The sequence below is a fragment of the Couchioplanes caeruleus genome (genome assembly GCF_023499255.1).
Lineage (GTDB): Bacteria > Actinomycetota > Actinomycetes > Mycobacteriales > Micromonosporaceae > Actinoplanes > Actinoplanes caeruleus_A.
Genome location: NZ_CP092183.1, coordinates 3,038,959 through 3,057,871, shown reverse-complemented (window position 1 = coordinate 3,057,871; position 18,913 = coordinate 3,038,959). Strand labels below are relative to the sequence as shown.

Sequence of the window (18,913 nt, the reverse complement as noted above, 5' to 3'; positions counted from 1 at the left end):
GCCCGGTGGCCCCGGTGACAAGGGTCGGCGCTGTCATGGTGCCGGCGCCGGACGAGCGTTGTCGACCAGCCATCGCCCGTCCGTGCTGGCGATGGTGACGCGGATGAGTCCTGCGTCGGTCGGCACGTCCGCGACCACGACGGCCGTGTTAGCCGACACCGCGCGCGGGCTGCCGGTCACCGTGTGGGCGGGAACCTGTGCCGGGTCGGTGTCGGTGAGTAGCTGTGCGTAGGCCGGCGTCACCATCGGCTGCACGCCGGTGTACCAGGCGTTGCGGTCGAGCGTGGGCCGGGCCCACAACCGGATGTAGGTCAGGGCGGCGAGCAGCGCGGCGTTGCGGCGTGGCCCACCGATGGGAGCAGGGTGGTCGCGGCTGGTGGTCGCGGCTTGTTCGCTCGGCGCGGTGTAGCTGATGGTCGGGCTGCACCCCGCCGTCAGGAGGACGGCGAGGCCGCAGACGGCGGCCAGTCGCCGGCAGCTCATGCCGTTCCGTCGCTGCGTTCGGGCCAGCTGCCCAGGGCGTCGTTGGCGGTGGCGGCCATGTCACGCAGCCGGGTATGCAACCTGGTCATCGCCTTCTGGCGTTGCTGGGCGGTGTGGGCGGTGTGCGCCTCGAGCAGCGCGCTGTTGACGGCGGCGCCTTGCTCATCGAGCGCGCGAAGGATGTCGAGGTAGAGCAGATAGCCGCTGCCGGGCGGGTGGCCGGCGGCCGCATCATCGGTGGCTTCGCGGTCCTGAGCGAGGGTGGTGTGGCCGGGCATCAGTCCTCCAGGCCGGGTTCGTCGTCGACATCGGTGTCGTAGTCGCCGTCGAGACGGCCGTCGGTCTCGGCATCAAGGCGTACGCGTTCCTCGTCGGCGTATTCGGCGGCGCGATCGTCGGCGTCGTACTCGGCGTCCAGGTCACTCACGGGTTCGTTCTCCTCCGGCTGCGGGTTTTCCTCGTCGGGTTCGGGTTCGGTGATGCGCTGGTAGAGGTCGTCGACGTCGCGGTACATGGCCCGCAGGACGGTGTTGAGGCGGTCCCAGGCGGCATCCGAGGTGACTTCGGCGGGCATGGTCATGACGTCGGCTCCTGCGGGCTGGCGGCCGGTGCGCCGTCCGGCCGGTCGGTGAGGTCCGCGTCGGCGATTAGGGCAGCGGCTTCACGCCAGGCGGCGGGCCAGGTGAGGTCGAGGTGCCGGTCGGTGTGGGTGCCGTTGCGGCAGCGGGTGTAGTCGTCCCAGTCGCGCAGCCGCAGGCGGGCGCGGGCGAAGCGTTCGTGCCACAGCAACGGACCTTCTGCCGGTGCGGCGTCGTCGTACGCGGTGTGCCAGGCGGCGGCGAGCCCCGTCAGCTCTTCTATCAGCGGCGGGTGCTGGTACCAGCAGGCCGGGATCTCTTCGGCCAGCTGGTAGCGGTCGACGGCCCAGCCGACCCAGTCGATCAGCCACGCCCACACCTGCGCGGCGACGTCGCGGTCGAGCTCGGCCCAGCGCAGTGGCCATGGAATGCTTTGCGGGGCTTTACGCGGTCCGGCGTTCTGGCCGCGGGCGACGGTGTCGGCCAGGGCGAGGTGTTGCTGGTGCAGGGTGTCGACGGCCTCGGTCAGCCTGGCCATGGATGCGGCGAGCTGGGCGACCGCGACCATGTCCGGCGGCGGGTCTTCGGGTAGTTGAAAGTCGGAAGCGTCCATCAGGCGGCCTCGGCGAGTCGTTTGCGGAAGGCGTCACGGCCGGCGGTCAGCTCGCCGGCGTCGGGGCGTTCCCACCACGCCGGTACGGCGAGCTCAACCGGGGGCAGGTTGCCGACCAGGGCGAGCGCGCGGCCTTCGGGCAGGGTGCGCAGGTCGGCCAGGTCGAGGAGGTTTTCGCGGCGGGTGCTTTCGTTGACCGAGGCTCGGCCGCCGCCCCAGGAGTGGCTGGAGGTGATGTCGGTGACCTGCCCGGCCAGAGCTTGCGCGTCGCGTAGGCCGGTGACGTCGGTGCTGCCGCCGATGAGCAGCCGGGCGCTGGCGGAGTCCGCGATGGCCCGCCCGCCCTTGTCGCCCCAGCGTTCGCGGAGCTGGTGCAGGTTCTGCGCGAATACGCTGACGGCGATGCCGGAGCCGCCGCCTTCGTTCATCAGCGACGGCAAGGAGGGCAGTGGTGCGATGTTGGTGATCTCGTCGCCGATGAAGTACAGCGTCGGTTCGATCCGCCCGCCCGGCGCGGTGAGCGCGAGGCGTTTGGCCTGGTAGATGATGTCCTCGCTCAGCGCGGCGAGCAGTGGAGCGATCAACGCCTGGGCGTCACGGGTGCCGACCAGGTAGATGGTGCCGGACTCCTTGAGCCAGTCGACCGGCTTGAACTGGGTGCCGCGCGGCGGCGAACAAGCCAGCAGGACCCGAGGGTCGTTGAACGCGTCGAGGGCGCCGGAGACGACGGTTTGGATGGTGTCGCGGGCCCTACCGCTAGTTTCGCGGTGCCGGGCGAGGCGGTCGGCCCAGGAGTCGACACCGTGCGCGCGCAGAATCCGTTCCGGCCGGGAGTTCGCCGGGTTCTGCGACCAGGCCAGGACATCGAGCATGGTGGCGTGCTCGTCCAGCGCGGCAGCGTGCAGCAATCCCCGCAGGATCGTCGCGGCCTGGTCGCGGAACCACTTGCCGTTCTCCACCGACTCGTCGCCGATACCCGAGCCGGCCGCGAAGCCATTGGCCCTGAGCATGGCGACGATCTGGTCGTCGGCGCCCTCGATCGGCGACCACGCCATGCGGGGTACGCCGCGGATCTCGCCCTGCGGCTCGAAGATGTGGGTCGGGCCGATCGCGGCGCGGCGGTCGTAGGTGATCTCGGCGACGTCCAGGCGGGTCGAGGTGGTGATGACCGCGCCGCGCGCGTCGGCGACCGCCGGGATCACGTACCGGGTGGTCTTGTTGCCGAAGCGCGGCACCGCGGCGGCCAACAACGTGTATTCGTTGGCCAGGTAGAGCGGCCGGCCGCTGGTGGCGTCGTTGCCCAGGAACCGGGCGGCCTCGAGGGGATCATGGCGCCGGGCGGTCTTCGCGGCTCGGGTGAGCTGGTCGTCGGTGTCGACGATCGTGAGCCCGGGACGTACGACGTCGACGCGAGCGCGGACCGCGTCGGCAGTCAGCGTGCGGTGCAGGTCGGCGTGGGTGGCGAATCCGCTGCGGCGCATCCTGGTCTTGGCCACGTGCAGGGCCGGCGCGCCGATCCCGGCGAGGATGCCGAAGAAAGTCAGCGCCCACAGGGGATACAGCAGCCACTGCCCCCCGATCACCGGGCGGGCGGTGGCCGGCCACGCGTCGGCGGGCCGGTCCAAGTGACCGGTCAGACGCACCACGATCCCGGGCGTTTGCCCGAGCGTGGTGTCCGCCCACTGGTGGTGGACCAACAGGGCAGACAGCTGCCCGGCCGCCCATAGCGACACCACACCGACCACGGCGATCACGACGAACAACACGAGCAGAATCAGCCGGCCGAGGATGTCGGCGCGGGCCCGGCCCTGCCGGGGTGGGCGGTGACCGGGTGAGGACAGCGGTGGGCGGGCCATCACGCGGCCGCCGGATCGGTGGCGGCGGCCAGCCGGGCGTCGTAGTCGGCGCCGTCGGCCGGCGCGACCGGTTCGTCGGCTTCCATGCGGCTGTCGGTGTGCACCATCGCCGTCTCCAGCCGGCTGAGCTGGTGTTTGACGACGAAGGAGCGGGTGCCGATCTTCCACAGGCCGACGCCCTGGCGCAGAAAGCGCATCAGGTCGGTCTCGACATCGGAGGTGCCGAGGAACTCGCGGGCCTGTTCCAGGCTGCCGGTGGCCTGGCGGTACGAGACCCGCACACCGGAGTCCTCGATCAGGCCCCGGGCGATGCGGACCTGTTCGGAGTCAGCCGACCCGGACGCTGCCAGATCACTGAAGCGATGGAACGCCAGCACGTTGGCGATGCCCAGCGCCCGAGCGAGCTTCAGCTGTTCGCGCATGCGGCGGATCAGCGGCAGGTGCCGGGCGATGAGCGCGAACTCGTCGTAGAAGCAGACCCGCGGCGGGGCGTCCGGCGCGGACAGTTCGGTCTCCAGCCAGGACTGGGCGCAGGTCATCGCCATCGCGGTCATCTGATCGCTGGCGCGGATGGTGCGCAGATCCAGGATCGCCCCAGGCTGGGTGAAGTCCAGGCGCGCGTTGGATTCGACCGGGCCGTCGAACACCCCGCCAAGCGCTCCGGAGATGAGCCGCTCAAGGGCCAGGCGCACCCGACGCGAGTCGGAGACGAACGTGTCGACGGGGTAGGCGAGCTGGTCAAGGCGGTGCTGCCACAACGTCGGGTCGCCGGTCGCGGCGAGCACCGCGGACAGGGTGGGGGTGGCAAGCCGGCCGGCGCTCGCGTCGTGTTCGCGGGTGACCGCGTCAACCGCGTACTCCAGCAGCGAGCGTTCGGCTTCCTGCAAAGGACCGCCGAGCTGGATCTCCAGGAGCCCTTCGAGCAGCAACAGCCGCCGCGAACGCTGCAACTGCCGCCATTGCGCCTCGGTCTGCTGCGGGTAGCGGCGGATCCCGGCCAGGGGGTTCATGATCACGCCCAGGCCGGGACCGATCCGCACCGGTGCGATCCCGGCAGCCACGGCGAGCTGCTCGTATTCGCCTTTGTAGTCGGTGCCGTAGAACCGGGTACCGAATGGGATGCCACGGAACGCGAGGGTCTTGAGCAGGGACGACTTCGCCGAGCCGATCTCCCCGGTGACAACCATGTTCGGGGCGGTGATGACTTTCGCCCGGTACAGCTCGTGCAGGCTGAAGGTGAACGCCGACCGGGAGTAGACCTCCAGGCCGATCAGCGGCCCGTCAACGGGCAGACCCGGGTCGGACACGAACGGATACACCGAGCAGAGCTGGGCGGAGGTGGTGGTCAGCGGCGGCAGTTGCATCTGCCAGAACACCCGCCCGGCCGCCCGGCCGTAGGCGCCGCCCCGGCCGACCGGCACCGGTCCGAGCAGCCGGTCCTCCTGCCGGGCCACCGCCGCTTGTTCGCGTTCCAGCGCGGCCTGCGCGCGGGCGAGGTCGCGGGCGGCGGCTCGCTGCTCGATACGGTCTGCGAGAGATCCCTCGCGGCGCAGGACCCGGCGGCGGCTCACGCGGACCACCCCCGGGCCGGCTTCAACCCGCGCGCCAACGGCAGGGCCCCGGCGGCGAACGCCTGGTCCTGCTCCCCGGCCAGGACGATGGCCTCGCACCCGGCCCGCGACAGGATCCGTTTCACCGACCGCACATCACGGTCCAGGTCGGGCAGCGTGGTGGCGGTGACGGTGACCAGCAGCGCGTACCGGTAGCGCACGTGCCCGGCGGCCTGCTCCCGGTCGATCTGCTCGACCGCGCGGGCCTCATCATCCTCTCGGGCCGTGCGGACCAGCCGCAGTTTGCGTTTGGTGACCTCGTCACCGGCCCGGGACACCTTCTCCCGGCGGGTGGCCAGCTGCGCCACCGCTGCCGGGACCGGCTGCGCAACCAGACTCACGGTGCGCCGACAGGTGGTGCGCATGTAGAGCGGGCTCAGCCACGTTGCGGCGACCAGCTGCCGCGGCATCTGCGCCACCCACAGCGTTCTCGAGAACGCCGAGTCGTGCTGGTAGGTGTTCCAGCCGACCGTGCGGGCGGCGACCGGCCCGGCCAGCCGCGGCTGCACCCCCGCCGCCGTCGGGCCGTCGCCGGTCGCAGGGGTGCTGGCGCGCAGGTCGACGACTTCCTGATCGTCGGGATCAAACTGGGTACGGATGATCGCGGCGTACGCGCGCGGGGACAGCCAGCCAGCGGTGGTGATCCCGGCTTCGACGACGGCGGACTCGATACCGGTCAGCCGGTCCAGCACCACCGCAGCGATCGCCGCATCCGTTCCACCGGCCTGGGCGATCTCCCCAGAGAGCCGGGCGATGTCGAACACCACCGACAGGTAGATCTCGTGGCGCTGCGCCGCAGGGGCCGCCGCCGCGGTCAGCTGCGCCAGCGACCGGTACGCCGCGGAGCTGGTGTCGACGGCCCGGTTGACCAGGAACCGCTGCGCGGCGTTTCCGGTGTCCGGCACCGCCCTAGAGGTCACCGACCAACGGACCAGCCCGGCGTCGGCGTACTCACTGCCGAGGATGTTGAGCAGCTGCGCCCAGTCCGTCAGCCGCTGCGTCTGGACATCGCGATCAGCCAGGATGAGGTTGGTGCCGTAGCAGGTGAGGGCTGCCGTCACAGTCTTTTCGCGGCGGTGGTGCAGCAGCCCGATCTGCGTGGTGCCGTCGGAGGCCGTAGCTGTGAGCCATACGTAAGCGGCGGCCGGGCCCGGCAGATCCATCCAATTCTCGACGCTGCTCGGCGCGTACGGGCCGCCCCGGTATTCGCTCTGCCCGGACTGGCGCTGCAATAGGGCTCCGGCGACGACCGGCGCCCATTCGGTCACCCGGCGGCCTTTGAATCGCAGCAGGCCCAAAGTCACCAGCAGCACGCAGCCCGCGAGCGCTCCGATGGCGGGTCCGCGATGGCCGGCGACCAGCAGGTTGAGTGCCACCACGGCGGCGATGACACCGGCCATGACCAGGGCGATCTGCGACCAGGCGAACCCGAGGACCGCTCCGCGCGTCGAGCGCGGCGGGAACTGGAATTTCATCGGTTCTTCTCTTTCGTCAAGGCCAGGGTTAGATCGGCACGATGGGCACTTCGCTGGCCGCGGCGGCAGCGCCCTCGCCGCCGCTCGCTGCGGCTCCCGGGCGGCCACCGGACTGCTCGCCGTCAGCAGATGAGTGGTGCTGCGGGCCGGGGTCCGGTGCGGCTGCTGGTAGCTCACCCGCCGACGAGGCGCCCGCGGGGTCGCCGCCCGCCGCAGCGGGTGACGGGGCGCCGGCCGTGTCAGGTATCGGGGAGGTACTGGCATCCGCTGCGGCGCCAGTGCTGCCGCTGTCGCCCTGTCCGCCACCTGTGCCGGTGCCGGCCGGGGTGCCGGTGAGGTCGCTGGTGGCGCCTCCGGTCGGGTCGGCGGCCTGCGCCCCGCCCGGGGTGACCGGCAGAGACCCGTGCGAGCCGGTGGCATCGCCGGGAGCGGTGAGCTGCCCGGATGCCACGTCGTGTTGCGCGCTCTGCGCACCGGACTCGATACCGTCGGCCTCATCGCCGTTCGGGGTCTCATCCGCTCCGGCCTGGCCCTGGTCCTCGCCGCCCGCGCCGTTGGCGCTTTCGCCGACCTTCCCGCCGTCGGCGCCGGTCGACGCGGCGTCGCCCACCTGACGGCTCGTGCCGTCACCGACACCAGCGGCCTCGACCGGGCTGGTCGGCACGCTCGCGGCGTTCTCGTCCATGACGCCGGCGGCATCCGAGCCCGGACTTCCACCACCGCCGCCGGCGTCGGCGGCGCCGCGGAACCCGTCGACGAAGTCGGCTCCCAGCTGCAGCGGGCCACCGGCGCTCGACAGGATGCCGTGGGCGTTGACGTCGGACAGGTAGCCGTCCCACAGCGTTGTCAGCCGCAGCAGGATCCACGGCGCCACCACCATCAGCCAGATCAGCAGCACCCCGCGCAGGGCGTTCATCAAGTCGTCCGACCCGTACGCGGCGCGGGAGCCGTAGATCCACAGTTCGGCGATGAAGAACTTGCTGCTGCCCAGGGCGTTGACCGTCCAGAACCAGCGGCGCCCCCAGGGCCGGGTCTCGTGCATGGCTTGGCCGGACATCGCGACCGCGCCGAACAGGGCGGCGCCGGTGGCGAGCAGTCCGCGGAACAGCATGATGACGAACAGCAGGAGCAGCCCGATCGTGGCCAGTACGGCCAGCAGCAGCGCGATGAACATCGTTCCAGCGCCGCCGGTGAGGTTGCTGAAGCTGGTCACCAGCGCCGACGGGTCGTACGGGGTGCGTGCATTCGCGTCGATGACCGCGTTGGTGGCCTGGTCCCAGGCCGCGACGATCGTGTAGGCCAAGCCGCCGGCGAAGGTGATACCGAGCACCGCCCGCACGAGGCCGCCCAACGAGGCGACCGGGCTAGGCCCGGCGGTGGTGCGCAGCCCGTTGATGATCGTGGAGATGATGAAGAAGATGAAGACCAGCCCGACCATCACGCCGGCGAGGGAGTTGTAGGTGGAATAGAACGCGGCGTCCGGCGAAGAGATCGCGGTGACCTTGAAAACCAGGCTGGCCAGTTTGGACAGTAGGAACACCACGCCCTGTACCGCTGCGTCGACGAGCCCCTGGATGCCGGTCCGTATGCCGGACTCCAGCGCCTGCTCGGCGTTGCGCTGCACATTGCAGCTGACGTCGGTGACCGGGCAGTCCGGCTGCTTCGGGTCCGGGTCGTACATCTGGGCAGCCAACGTCGAGACCTGCTGCTGGCAGAGGTTGTACTTAAGGTCGAAGTCCGGCTGCGTGTGGGAGTTGGGGTTATAGCCGACCGGGAGCTGGGCGGCGCAGTTGATCAGCCCCTTGGGGCCGGCGCCGGTGCTCGGGCCGTCCATCAGCACCGACGCGGTGCCGTCGCGTGGGCTATTGCTCAGGGTGATCGACGCGGCGGCGCAGGATGCTTTGTCGGCGTCGCTGGTCGCCTTGCTGCATTGGGTGACCCAGTGGGATCGCCCTTGGTCGGTGGGCTTGTCGACGTGCACGGCCCACGGCATGCACCATGCGACCGACCCGGGTGCTTTGGCCGCGCAGGCCGCGTCGACGACCGGGCTCGTCGGTGCGGGGCTCGGGGTGGGTGCCGCGTCGGCGCGGACCGCACCGCCGAGGAGCATCGCGATGCAGGCAGCCAGCAGGAGCAGCCCACGCGCGATGCTGGCCCGGCGCATGTGGCGGTGGCCTGAGCCGCTCGATGCGGCCCTGCTCGCCTGCATAGCCGCGCTCACAGCACCAACAGGCCGGCGATGATGGCCGTGGCCGAGCCGACGATGATCGCCACCAGGCCGTTGCGCCACATCATGCTCTTGCCGCGGTCGGAGACGATGTGAGCGCCGAAGATCGGGCCGACACCGAAGGCGATGGCGCCGGCGACCAGGCCACAGAACGCGGCCACGCCGCCGAGCCACATGACGGCGTTCATGATCGTGTAGAAGATCCCCGACTTTGGGATCGCGGAGCCGTCGGGATGCACGCGGTCCCAGTCGAACCCGCCGGGGCCGTTCGAGGGCGTCGGTGTCGGCCCGGGTGCTGCCAGCACGTGCTGGGCTGCGGCGGGAAGGCGCACGGCGAGCCAAGCAGTCAGCGTGGAGATCATCAGGCACGCTCCTTTCGGGCGGCGATGGGTAAGGCGACCCGGGGATCGGCGCACCGTGCGATGACGGCGTCGGCCAGCTGCACCAGCGCGGCCCGCGTCTGCTTCTTCAGGTGCCGCGCGTCGACCGGCTCGGGCCGGGCGAGCTGGGGGTCATAGGGGATCGAGACCACGTCGGGCACGACCGTGGCTGCTTGCTGCAGGACGGCGCGCACCGTGCGGTCGGTGGCCGGAGAGGCAGCTATGACGGCCAGCACTGCTCGATCGACCACGGCGCCGTTTCCGGCCGCGCGGAGGTGGGTGAGCAGCCGCATCGTGTGGTGCAGGCTGTCGGTGGTCGCTCGCGCGACCAGCACCGGCGCGTAGGCGGCGGCCAGGGTGCGCCAGACGCCGGTGATCAGGGCGGGCATGATGTCGCAGATCGTCAGCGGGTAGAGCCGGCGCACTGCCTCGACGACCGCCGCGGCTTCGTCGTGGCGTGGCGGGCGCCGGCCCTGCCCTTCGGTTTCCCCGACCAGTGCCAGCAGCCCCGAGGGGCTGCGCTGGGTCCACCGCTCGACCTCGTGGCGGCTGGTCAGGGTATGCAGGTCGCGAACCGCGTCCCACACAGTTCCGGCGTTCGACCGGCCGATGCGTTCACCGAGGCCACCCCAGGGAACGGGGTGCATGTCGACAGCGATGACCGGTCCCGGCACAGCAAGAGCGAGCACGTCGCCGAGGGCGGCGACGAGGGTGGAGCGGCCGACTCCGCCGTCGGCGGACGACACCGCGATCGTCGCCGCGGGACGCAGCGCGGCGGCTCGTAGCCAAACCCGTTCCGCGACGTCTGCGGGCCCGAACTCGGCGGGCACGGCCCGCGCTCGCACAACTATCGATTGGTTCGCTGGCAGCTCGTGGCCGCGCTGGTCAGCTGCTACCGGATAGGCCGACCATTCCGTGCCCGCCTCCAGCGATGCGGAATCCCCAGCTGCCGCCATCACTTCAGCGGATGACGCATCCAGCGCGGCAAACGAGAGCACCATCCATCCCCTCGGATTAGGTTCGAGTGTCGTCACGTTGTTTGCTGACCACGTGCGATTGATGGGGGCAACCGCACGTGGTCAGCGAAAGGCAGCCGATAGGTACCGGCTGGTGACCCGAGCAGCACGGGGAATTCGGCCCGACAACGTTTCTCAGCGCATCGGTGAATCACTACTCGAGGCGACGATCGACGCCCCCCTCGGACGCATATCCATCGCTCGTCACCCAATCGCATTTCATTTCGCAGAAATGCGGATCGGTCACGCCATCTACCCTGCCTTGGCTCCTAGGGCGACGGCAGTTGTCCGGCGCTGTCCAGCACTGTCCTTCGCTAACCCGCAACGCTTCTGCAGACGGCCGGAGCCGCGGTGCGCAGGCGCGACGACCTGGCGGCCGCTGACCGCCGCAGGACGAGTCGCGGCAATAGCGTTGGATCGGCTTGCCGGTGACGGCTAGCCTCGACCGGTGGCTTTCTGGCGGCGCCGAGAAGCGTCATCCTCCGTCGAGGCCCGGTTGCGCCGCCGCGTCGAGGACTATGTAGACCGCCATAGTGTGAAAGCGGCTTTGGCGGGCGCCGCTCTCGCCGACACCTCGCAGGCACTCGATGCCATGCTGCTGCAGCGCCGGCGGGGCGCCGCCCTGCCGGTGGGTGTTCTGGCCGATGTAATCGTGGTGCATCGGCTGCGTGCGACGGAACTGGCAAGTGCGGAAGACACGCACGCCTACGTCGCTCTCGCGGTGTGGATGCACGCCGCGAACGGGGGTGATGTCGCACCGCAGCTACGCCCAGAGGTCGATAACGCCATCGCGCGCGGCGCCGAGACCGATGAGCCGACCGCTACGCTGCGTGCCCTGCAAGGCCACGCCTCAGCTGTTCGTGCCCACTGGCTGAAGACGCAGGATCCAGCTTTGGCAGACACTGTTGTCGCCGTTTTCGTGCGGCTGCTCGACCACACGCCGACCGAAGAGCCTGCCTACGCCATGAGGTTGCTCGACCTCGCCGGCGTCACCGCGTCGCGCAGCCGGTTCATGCCCTCCGTGGCGGACTCGGACCTCGATGACGCTATCGGTGCGGCCGAACGCGCTCTACGCCATCCACGGATTGCCAGTCCCGCTATTCGGCGCGCTCACCAACTGCTGGGACCGCTGCTGGTCACTCGACTCGAACGCGACGGTGCCCGCTCAGATTTCACCCGCGCAGTGGAATCATTCAATGCCCTTGTTGATCTTGCTTCGGATGAGCAAGAGCGAGAACAGTGTCAACGCGACCTGATCAGCTTGAAACAGCTGTATGCCCAATGGGGGCAGTAGAACAGGCGACGAAACGCCCGGCTTCAGCGGTCTCATCGCTTCCCGAATCGCCCGCGACAAACGGGAATGCCGACTCGGACTTCTTAACCTCGGTTACTGCCGTAAGTGACCAGCGTGTTGACGAGTGAATCGATGCGCGCCGTCTCGACGCCGGGCATGCAGATGATGTGGGACCAGTCACCTTCGCTCGGCAGGGGCCAGACGGTTGCCATGCCGACCGGAAGTCGCCTGAGCAGCACGGTGAACGACAGGGGGTTGCGCCAGGCCGGCCATCCGATGTGGCGAAGTCGTTGGATGGTGTAGGCGGCGACCTCGCGGGCTCGCTCGGCCCGGTCGGCGTGCCCGGTCGGGCCGAGAGAAGTCATCGCGTGCCACAGCATCGCTGCGGCGAGGCCGTTGCGGGACCCGCTGATGGTGGTGTCATGGGTATTGAGGTACGGCACGTTGGGAGTGAGTTCTTCGGGCTTGCGGCGGGTCAGGACGATCCCGCAGACCACCGGGGTTCCGAAGAACTTGTGGCCGGACACGCTGATGCTGACGGCACCGTCGGCCAGATCGAACGCAGGCCGGTTCGCGGTGGTCGCGAGCGGGACGCCGGCGAGGGCGGCATCGCTGTGCACGTAGCGGTGGCGGATGCCTGCGGCGTCCAGGGCGTTGTGGACGTCGGTGACGTCGTCGACGGCCTCGGTCATGGTGGTGCCGATGGTGGCCACGACGATCGCCGGTCGGCTGCGGTGCCGCGCAGCTTTGCGGGTCAGATCGGTGTAGTCCATCTGGCCGCTGACCGTCGTGGTGACCTCGACGGCGGCCAGGCCGAGCAGGTGGCACGCCTTGGGCACGCTGTAATGCGCCGCGCTGGAGTAATAGGCAACAGCATTCGGGAGTTTCGTGCGGCCCAGCCACATGCCGTACAAGTTGCCTTCGGTGCCGCCGGAGGTGAGGTAGCCGCTCCAGCCGGGCGGGGCGCGAAACAGCTCGGCGGTGAAGTCGAGCACCTCACGTTCCAGGTCGTGCACGTGGCCCGGGTACAGCGGGTCGATGCGGGGGTCGCCGAGATTGTTGAGCAGGTGACCCAGCAACGGCGCGAGCGGCCGGTAGTCGATGTCGCGGGCGGCGGGAAACCCGATGTTCGTGGCGGTGGCCGCGGTCAACCGCGCCTCGACCGCATGCAGTCGCGCGCCCATCGCCTGTATGGCGCCCGGGGACCGGAGGACGGAACCGGCCGGGAGGGTATCGGTCATGCCGTGTCCCGTCATGACCGCGGCTCCGCGTAGGCGCCGTGCGCGACGGGGCACCGGCCGGCCGTGCGCTGCTCAACGGGCAAGCTGGTGAGCTGCCGCAGGGCCGCGCTGGTCTTGAACTGCTGCTGGAACCCGGTAGCCAAGGCGAGATCCGGCAGTCGGCGGGCCAGTGCCTGCAGCGCGGTGGTCAGCTCGAGGCGAGCCAGGGCAGCACCGATGCAGTAGTGCGGGCCGGCACCGAAGGCCAGGTGCTGCCCACCGCGGCCACGGCGGGGATCGAAGACCTCCGGTTCGGCATAGACCGAAGGGTCGTGGTTCGCCGCGCCGATCAGGACCAGGCAGCGGCTGCCGGCCGGGATGGTGACCCCGTCGAGGGTGACGTCGGTGGTGGTCAGGCGCAGCCAGCCGTCGATGGCGGGGCTGTGCCGCAGGGTCTCCTCGACGTGCAGGTTGAGGTAGTGCTCGTCGTCGGCCACAAGCGCCCACCGGTCGGGATCGGCCAGGGCGTGGGCGAGGGCGTTGCCGAGGGCGCCGGCGGTGGTGATCCAGCCGGCGCCGACGATGTTGAGAGCGAGTGCGGCGACCTCGGCGATGGTGAGGTTGCTGTCGTCATTGTTGCGGTAGCGCAGCAGCTCACCGATCAGGCCGGGGCCGTGGTGGCCGCTGTCGGCGCGGCCGGAGACGATGTCGGAGCAGTAACGCCACAACGCGACGCTGGAGTACGCGTGCGCGATCTGCGCCTCAGGAGTGGGGTTGCCCCAGACGAGGTCGGCGAAGTCGTCGGTCCACGCGCGGACCTGCTGCGCGGCCGCACTCGGCAGGCCGAGGACATCGTGGATGACCAGCAGCGGCAGCTGCACCGCGAAGTGCATGAGATCGGTCGGCTCGTCGGTCTTCATGTCGTTGATCAGGTCATCGGTGCGGGCCGCGACCAGCGGCCCCCACTGCTGTTCGGCGCGGACCGCGGTGGTGGGCATCAACGCCCGAAGGATCGCTCGGGTGCGTAGGTGCTGCGGGCGATCGGCGGCAACGGCTACCGCCGGGGCGTCGAGACCGGCCAGGATGTCGCCGGCGTCGGTGGTGAGCGCGGTGATCGGCAGCATGGTGGCGGCGTTGCTGAAGCTCGTGGTGTCGGACAGCACGGTGCGTACGTTGTCGTGTCCGGCGATCAGCCACATCGCGAGGTCGTCGTCGTAGCAGATGGACGTGGCGGTGGCGTTGATGCGCCGCCAGGTGGTGGCGGGGTCGCGGCTGTAGGGGCCGCTGAACGGGTCGAGTCTCATCGCATGCTCCTGCGGGAGTGATCGGGGGTGGGTGGTGCTCAGGTGAGCGAGATGTGGTGGCGCTGCAACCAGGCGTTGACGTCGACGAGGTAGGCGACGGTGGCCGCGACGCGGTCGCTGAGCGGATCGGCGGGCCGGGTGAGCAGGTCGATGACGCGGTGTCGGTCCAGCAGCGAACGCAGCGGTGCATCAGAGTCGTCAAGGACGTCGCGCAGCTGATCCGTACGGGAGTGCCGCCATTCGGCGAGCAGGTCGGCGCTGGGGAACGGGCGTGGCTGAAGCCACGTGGTCTCGGCCGGCAGCAGGCCGGCGACGGCGTGGCGCAGCAGCCCGTTCGGGATACCGAGCAGGTGACGCAGGCCCGTCGGCGTGTTGAACAGGTAGGCCGCGAGCAGCCAGTCGGCGAACGGCGTGTGCAGGGTGACCCCGGCTGTGTCGGCGAGCTGGCTGAGGCGGGACAGCAAATGCGGCACATACCGGGTAAGGGTCAGATACGCCATCGCGCGGCGGCGTCGCCCGAGTGCGTCAGCGCCGGTCAGATGCGGCACGCCGAGGATGGCTTCTTCGTAGCGGTGCCGTCGATACACCCCGGGCATGAGATGGCGGCGGGTATCGGCGTTCAGCAGATCTGCCGGGTCTCCGACGCCGGGCCAGGGGAAGTCGTCGGTGGCCAGGGTCAGCGGATCGTGCAGCCACCGGTAGCCGCCGAAGACCGCATCGGCGCCCTCACCGGTCACGACGCTGGTGCTGCCCGCGGCCGCGATCCGCCGCAGCCCCGCGAGCAGAACGGCATCCACGCCGGCCTCCCCAGGAAAGTCGAGGGCCTCACGCGCGGCATGTGCGGTGCCGAGCAGGGTGTCCGATCCGATGGTGAGCACGGTGTGCCGCAGGCGCAGGTGCTCGGCGGTGCGTCCAGCTACGTCCACATCCGCGCCGGCGTCTGCGGGGAGCGCGTCGGGGCTGGTCAGGGCGAAGGTCCAGGCGGCGGGCCGGTGCCCGCGGGTCCCGGCGGCGTAGGCAGCCGCGGCAGCCGACGCGACGCCCCCGGACAGCAGCACCGCTCCCGCCGGCCGCGTGCGGTGAGCCGCCGTGGTCTCGGCCAGCGCGCGACGCACGACCTGCACGGCGGTGTCGGCGTCGTGGCGGGGGTCGTCGGCCTCGAGGTACCAGTAGCGGCGCCGGCGTAGCCCGCCCGGGGCCGCCTGGATGAGTTCGGCGGCCTGCACCTCGGCCACCCCGTTGAGCACGCCGTGGCCGGGGGTGCGCACCGGGCCGAGGGTGAGCAGCTCGTTGAGGCCGTCGGCGTCGACGACCGGTTTGACCCCCGGATGGGCCAGCAGCGCGGTGGCCCGGGTCGCGAACACCATCCCGTCGTCGACCAGCGAGAAAAACAAGGTGCGGGCACCGAGCGGGTCACGGATGAGCAGCAGCTGCCGGGCGAGGTTGTCCCAGATGGCGATGGCGTACACGCCGTCAACCCGGTCGACCAGGCCGGCGCCCCACGCCCGGTAGGCGTGCAGGAGCACCTCGGCGTCACCCGACAACGGCCGCGGTCCGCCGTACAGCTGCTCGTCGAGATGAGCGCGGTTGGTCAACTGCCCGTCGATGACTAGAGCGAGGTCCGGATCGGGGCGTTCGGGATGCCGCCAGTCGGCGTAGCCGCCGGTCAACCCGAGGTGCGCGAACGCGGCGCGACGAGAAAGTCGGACGACGTCGCGGCGTACAACCCCGGCCGTGAGTGCGACGGTCATCGCGTTGACGGCGGGCCGCTCGTCGCGCAGGTCTCGTGTGGGATGGACCCACCCAGTGATTGCCATGCTGTGTCCCCCATGAAAGTGGTGATCGGATGCAGCAGCGGCTGCGAGAAGGTGGTCGTTCAGCACGCCTCGAGGTGCACGACGCAGCCCGGTGACACCACGTGCAGGGCGGCCATCGCCTCGTCAGAAACGCCGATCCCACCGCCAGCAGCCGCGCCATCAGGTCCTGATCGGGGATGAACCGTCAGCAGGCCCGCGTCACGGCCGTGCGGGTGCACGGCCAGACGCAACAGCATCGGGGGCGTTGCCGGACCGCGACGCACACTCGTCAAAACGAAGCTCCGCCCGACTGGGACGGCGTCGTGCTCGGCATGCAGGTGAGCCGACCAGGCGCCCACGCGTTGATCACCGCGCAGCAGGCTGAGCACGCCGGTGCGCAGCGCCAGGTGGATGCGGTAGCGGCTGCGAGCGATGGTGATTCTGCGGGCGTCGAGCCAGCCCGTGGCCCCGTCCGGCTGCGTCGGGAGCAGCACCCGTACCCAGCCTGGTTGCCATTCGATGACCGGCAGCCATGCCTCGCTACCAGCCCATACCGGCCGGATGCGCGCGAAGGGGCTTCCCCCGACGGCGTCGAAGATCGCGAGCGGGATACGGGGCACAACGACCTGACCGGTGCCGGGTTGGTCCTGATGCTCGTCGCGCGGCGCACCGGTCAGCTCCGTCTGCGCCGTGACCTCGACGAGATCCTGCATCGTCGCTGCCGACACACGCGGGAACTGTGTACGAAGCGCGCGGCTTCGGAGTTGACGCAGGGACGGTTCGCGACTGGCGGTGGCGGCCAGCAGGGTCCGCAGCCGCGCCTGCTTCTCGTTGAATGTGGTCTGGAACGCCGGGCGGCGCGGGTCAGCCGACATGAGCCAGGAAGGCGCGCCCGGGCGTGCCGAGACCAGTGACCGGATCCCAGCCGGGGCCGGTGTGCGGGTCGGCCGCGTCGACGCGGACTAGATAGCCGTGCGGGGAGGGCGCCGTGCCGGGCAGCTGTGGTGTCCATACGGCGGCGTCGACGTGCGTGATGTCGGTGAGCGCGGACTCCTGCGACGACCGGGCCCACAATGCCGGCGCGATGAGGCCCGACGAGTGGCCGCCGTGGGCCTGGGCCAGCGCTGCAAGAGACGCGACGATCGGGGTCGCCAGCCCAGTTCCACCGACCGGCCCGGCGCCGTAGCGGCCGTCGTCGGTGGTGCCGACGAGCAGGCCGGTGTGCGGGTCGGCGAGTGCTGCCAGATCAGGCACTTGCCGCGTCGCGGTGGTGGCGGGTTGCCACGCTGGCCGTGGTTCCCGGACGCTGCTGCCCCCTCCGGCGGCGGCGATGTCGGGCTCGGCTTCCGCGGCCGACGGGCCGCTGTTGAGGGCGACGCCGGAGCCGGCCCACCCGGTCTGCCACAGCACCGTGTTACCGGGACCGACTGCGCTGGTGGTGCCGCCGACCGCAGTCGTCCACGGCGACGACGCCGGGTAGGACCGGTCCGGGAGCAGCATGCCACTGCGCGATGCGGTGCCGTACAGCCCGGACGCGCTGTAGGTGCCGGTACCGAGGACGGCGGCGCGGGCGAGGATGGCGTCGGTGGCGGCCAGTTCGTCGTTGCTCAAGGCCTCGGCCGGGTATCCCCACGAGTTCGACACCACGCTGCCGCGCAGCTGCGGGTCGGTGACGACCTGCGCGAGGGTGTCGGTGAGCCGGGTGCAGTCAGCGGCCACGGCGTACACGATCGTCGCGGCCGGGGCCAGGGTGTGGGCGGTCTGCACGGCGGTGGCTTGCTGCTGACCCCAAGCTGCGGTGTCGCATCCTCGGGCCCGCGCCCCGGCGGACGGGTAGGCCTTGACCTGGTAGCGGCCGGCGGGCAGCGCGGCGACGCCATTGACCGCGAAGGTGGTATTGGCATCGTGCAGGGTGGAGCTCTGGTTGTAGGCGCCGACAATCACGATGGTCTGACCAGCCCCGTCGTCTCTGGCGCTCAGGCCGTACAGGGCTCGCAGCTGAGGGCCGGTGTACCCGCACAACGGCATCGACACGGACCCCGTCGCGCGGCCCTGCACCGGCGCGGTGTCCGGGCTCGCCCAGGACGTCGCGCACAGACCCGGGGACTGCACCGGTCGCACCGGCGGCAACCGCCACCCGTCGGTGCTGCCGCCGACCGCGCCGACGGAGGTTCCGGCGACGTTCACGAGCAGCCGGCGCCCCGCCGCGGTCTGCTGTTCGACGGCGGGACGCGCCAGGCAGGACGCCTCGGCCACAGCCGCTGTCGGGGCCGACAGGCAACTTCCTCGGCTGCTGTTCAATGCGGTCGCGGGACGCAAGCTCATCGGCTGGGCTGGCTGCTCGGTCAAGCCGGTGACGGCCGCAACATCGGCGGCAATACGCGCCGGCAGGCGGACGGCGGTGGCGACCCGCACCCTGATGCCGTCCTGCACGGTGTCGTACAGGGTGGCGCCGAGCGCGGTTCTGACCATGCCCGCGGTGCCGGTCAGCAGAAGCCGGCTTCCGGTGGCGTCCAGCGCGCCGACCCGGAAGCCGGCCTCGCGGGCCCAGGTGGACACGCGGGTGACGGTGGTGGGCTGGGCACCGAAGCGTTGCCGCATCTGGGTCACTGTGAGGTAGTGCCGGTACCTGCTGTTGCCGGGCGTGGACACGGCGGTCGCGTACGAGCGCAGCTGCTGCTCGTGCGGGCTACGCAGGCTGATCGTGACGGCAACATGTGCCGAGTCGGCCGTCGCGGTGGAGGCGTCGGGGCGCGGTGGTGAGGCGGCGGCCGGAGCCGAGGCGGCCGCGAGGATGGGGGCGGCGGCCAGCAAGCAGGCCAGGAGGTGGCGCAGGCGCATGGTCAGCAGGGCCTTTCTCGAAAAGGACAGAAGGGGCCGAGTGGACTCGGTCTGGGCAGTCAGCCCGTAGATGAGGGGTTGCGGGCTTCCGCGCGACGGCACGCCACGATGAGCAGGCGACGCGCGACGACGGCGCGGTGGCGTCGCGGCAGGGTGGCCAGCGCTGAGACGCCCCGCATTGACGCCGGCTCGGCGCATTGAGGCGAGTGCGAGCGCCCAC

At 70.7% G+C, this 18,913-nt stretch carries 16 protein-coding genes; 1 reads left to right on the top strand and 15 read right to left on the bottom strand.

Annotated features, from left to right (window positions below; translation table 11 throughout):
• Positions 1-33: 33 nt before the first annotated feature.
• The 10 genes from COUCH_RS14315 to COUCH_RS14270 are packed head-to-tail and all read right to left on the bottom strand — an operon-like array spanning position 34 to position 10,223.
• Positions 34-483 (bottom strand): hypothetical protein, encoded by a 450-nt coding sequence (locus COUCH_RS14315; protein WP_249612562.1) that lies wholly within the window; start codon positions 481-483, stop codon positions 34-36.
• Positions 480-761, bottom strand: coding sequence for a hypothetical protein (locus COUCH_RS14310; protein ID WP_249612561.1), 282 nt, complete (start codon positions 759-761; stop codon positions 480-482). The genes COUCH_RS14315 and COUCH_RS14310 overlap by 4 nt, the downstream gene beginning before the upstream one ends.
• Positions 761-1,063, bottom strand: a complete 303-nt coding sequence (locus tag COUCH_RS14305) for a hypothetical protein (protein WP_249612560.1) — start codon at positions 1,061-1,063, stop codon at positions 761-763. Before COUCH_RS14305 ends, COUCH_RS14310 begins: the two co-directional genes overlap by 1 nt.
• Positions 1,060-1,674, bottom strand: a complete 615-nt coding sequence (locus COUCH_RS14300) for a hypothetical protein (protein WP_249612559.1) — start codon at positions 1,672-1,674, stop codon at positions 1,060-1,062. The genes COUCH_RS14305 and COUCH_RS14300 overlap by 4 nt, the downstream gene beginning before the upstream one ends.
• Positions 1,674-3,530, bottom strand: coding sequence for a type IV secretory system conjugative DNA transfer family protein (locus tag COUCH_RS14295; RefSeq protein WP_249612558.1), 1,857 nt, complete (start codon positions 3,528-3,530; stop codon positions 1,674-1,676). Before COUCH_RS14295 ends, COUCH_RS14300 begins: the two co-directional genes overlap by 1 nt.
• A complete protein-coding gene (locus COUCH_RS14290) occupies positions 3,530-5,101 on the bottom strand; it encodes a hypothetical protein (protein ID WP_249612557.1) in 1,572 nt (523 codons plus the stop codon). Before COUCH_RS14290 ends, COUCH_RS14295 begins: the two co-directional genes overlap by 1 nt.
• Entirely contained in the window at positions 5,098-6,615 is a 1,518-nt protein-coding gene (locus tag COUCH_RS14285) for an SCO6880 family protein (RefSeq protein ID WP_249612556.1), read from the bottom strand. The genes COUCH_RS14290 and COUCH_RS14285 overlap by 4 nt, the downstream gene beginning before the upstream one ends.
• Before the next feature lie 28 nt (positions 6,616-6,643).
• The gene (locus COUCH_RS14280; protein WP_249612555.1) at positions 6,644-8,779 is read right to left on the bottom strand and encodes a hypothetical protein; all 2,136 of its coding nucleotides are present in this window, start codon (positions 8,777-8,779) and stop codon (positions 6,644-6,646) included.
• A 53-nt stretch (positions 8,780-8,832) separates the two neighbouring features.
• Complete coding sequence (locus COUCH_RS14275) at positions 8,833-9,204, bottom strand: hypothetical protein (protein WP_249612554.1); 372 nt, start codon at positions 9,202-9,204, stop codon at positions 8,833-8,835.
• Entirely contained in the window at positions 9,204-10,223 is a 1,020-nt protein-coding gene (locus COUCH_RS14270; protein ID WP_249612553.1) for a hypothetical protein, read from the bottom strand. Before COUCH_RS14270 ends, COUCH_RS14275 begins: the two co-directional genes overlap by 1 nt.
• 463 nt (positions 10,224-10,686) lie before the next feature.
• Between COUCH_RS14270 and COUCH_RS14265 the strand changes: the two genes are divergently transcribed.
• Positions 10,687-11,532, top strand: coding sequence for a hypothetical protein (locus COUCH_RS14265; RefSeq protein WP_249612552.1), 846 nt, complete (start codon positions 10,687-10,689; stop codon positions 11,530-11,532).
• Between the two features lie 83 nt (positions 11,533-11,615).
• On the opposite strand, the gene COUCH_RS14260 is transcribed toward COUCH_RS14265, so the two are convergent.
• The 5 genes from COUCH_RS14260 to COUCH_RS14240 all read right to left on the bottom strand — a co-directional run bounded on the left by COUCH_RS14260 (position 11,616) and on the right by COUCH_RS14240 (position 18,693).
• Positions 11,616-12,773: a histidine decarboxylase gene (locus COUCH_RS14260; protein WP_249612551.1), complete on the bottom strand. Its 1,158-nt coding sequence runs from the start codon at positions 12,771-12,773 to the stop codon at positions 11,616-11,618.
• 11 nt (positions 12,774-12,784) lie between these two features.
• Positions 12,785-14,056 carry a cytochrome P450 gene (locus COUCH_RS14255; protein WP_249612550.1) on the bottom strand — a complete coding sequence of 424 codons (1,272 nt, stop codon included), beginning with the start codon at positions 14,054-14,056 and terminating at the stop codon, positions 12,785-12,787.
• A 38-nt stretch (positions 14,057-14,094) separates the two neighbouring features.
• Positions 14,095-15,873 (bottom strand): asparagine synthetase B family protein, encoded by a 1,779-nt coding sequence (locus COUCH_RS14250; protein ID WP_249612549.1) that lies wholly within the window; start codon positions 15,871-15,873, stop codon positions 14,095-14,097.
• A gap of 59 nt (positions 15,874-15,932) precedes the next feature.
• Positions 15,933-16,565, bottom strand: a complete 633-nt coding sequence (locus COUCH_RS14245; protein ID WP_249612548.1) for a hypothetical protein — start codon at positions 16,563-16,565, stop codon at positions 15,933-15,935.
• A 151-nt stretch (positions 16,566-16,716) separates the two neighbouring features.
• Positions 16,717-18,693, bottom strand: coding sequence for a S53 family peptidase (locus COUCH_RS14240; RefSeq protein ID WP_249612547.1), 1,977 nt, complete (start codon positions 18,691-18,693; stop codon positions 16,717-16,719).
• Positions 18,694-18,913: the final 220 nt, after the last annotated feature.